Annotated in this window: 1 protein-coding gene; it reads left to right on the top strand. The window is 61.1% G+C overall.

The genetic code is table 11. The annotated features are described in order from the left end of the window. Positions 1-731 (top strand): hypothetical protein (locus tag NW860_RS00020; RefSeq protein WP_414511854.1); only part of this gene is annotated, 731 nt, incomplete at both ends.

Here is a 731-nt window from a genome sequence, read left to right as displayed (position 1 = left end):
CTACCCAGCGCACCATCCAAACCCAGGTGGAGCGGGCGGAGCAGACGGTTAGCCGGCAACTGAATGCTGCCATCGACCGGGCGCGGGCCAAGATCGACAACCTCGTCCGGGATCGCCGCCTGCCTGTCAGTGCTCCCACTGATGAGCAATTCACCTCTGCCCTGCTCAACGATGGCGCATTGGTGCCTGCAGAGCCCTCGGATCCCTATACCCTTCCCGACGAGGAGCGTTTCCTGTTGAACTACACGGCTCGCGTGCCCGATCCCCAGAATTCAGGTCGGCAAATCGAAGTGCGGCGGCAAGCCCCGGCTTGGTGGTTTTTGGTGGATACCGACAACAACGGGATCGACGACTCCGTTACCGCCTACACCATCCTGTACAACCGCCGAGCGCCGGTTACGGGGCAAAGGAACCTCCAGGGCTTTGAGGAAAACATTTCCGATACTGAGCGGGCGCGGCGGCTGCTGATCCGCAGTGGGCCCCTCCAGGGATCCGCCCTGGCAGGGTGTACCGATTCCCCTGTCAACCAAACCGCCAACCCCAACGTGGGGGACTGGTTCCAGGTGGGCTCATCTTTGCAAAAGCCCTTTCAGGTCTATGCAGTTACTCTTCCCATTGAGGGGGCCGACTCCACCACCCGCGCCGTTTCGGCTTTGCAATTTCAGCAGGATCGGCGGCGGGATCTGCTCAACAAGTGGGGGATCTTTAGCCGCGGCGATGTAGAGTTCTTC

The sequence above is a fragment of the Synechococcus sp. F70.1 genome (genome assembly GCF_047502745.1).
In the GTDB taxonomy this organism is placed as follows: Bacteria; Cyanobacteriota; Cyanobacteriia; order Thermostichales; family Thermostichaceae; genus Thermostichus.
The sequence above is the reverse complement of the archived record's forward strand: the minus strand, read 5'-3'. Positions and strand labels throughout refer to the sequence as shown.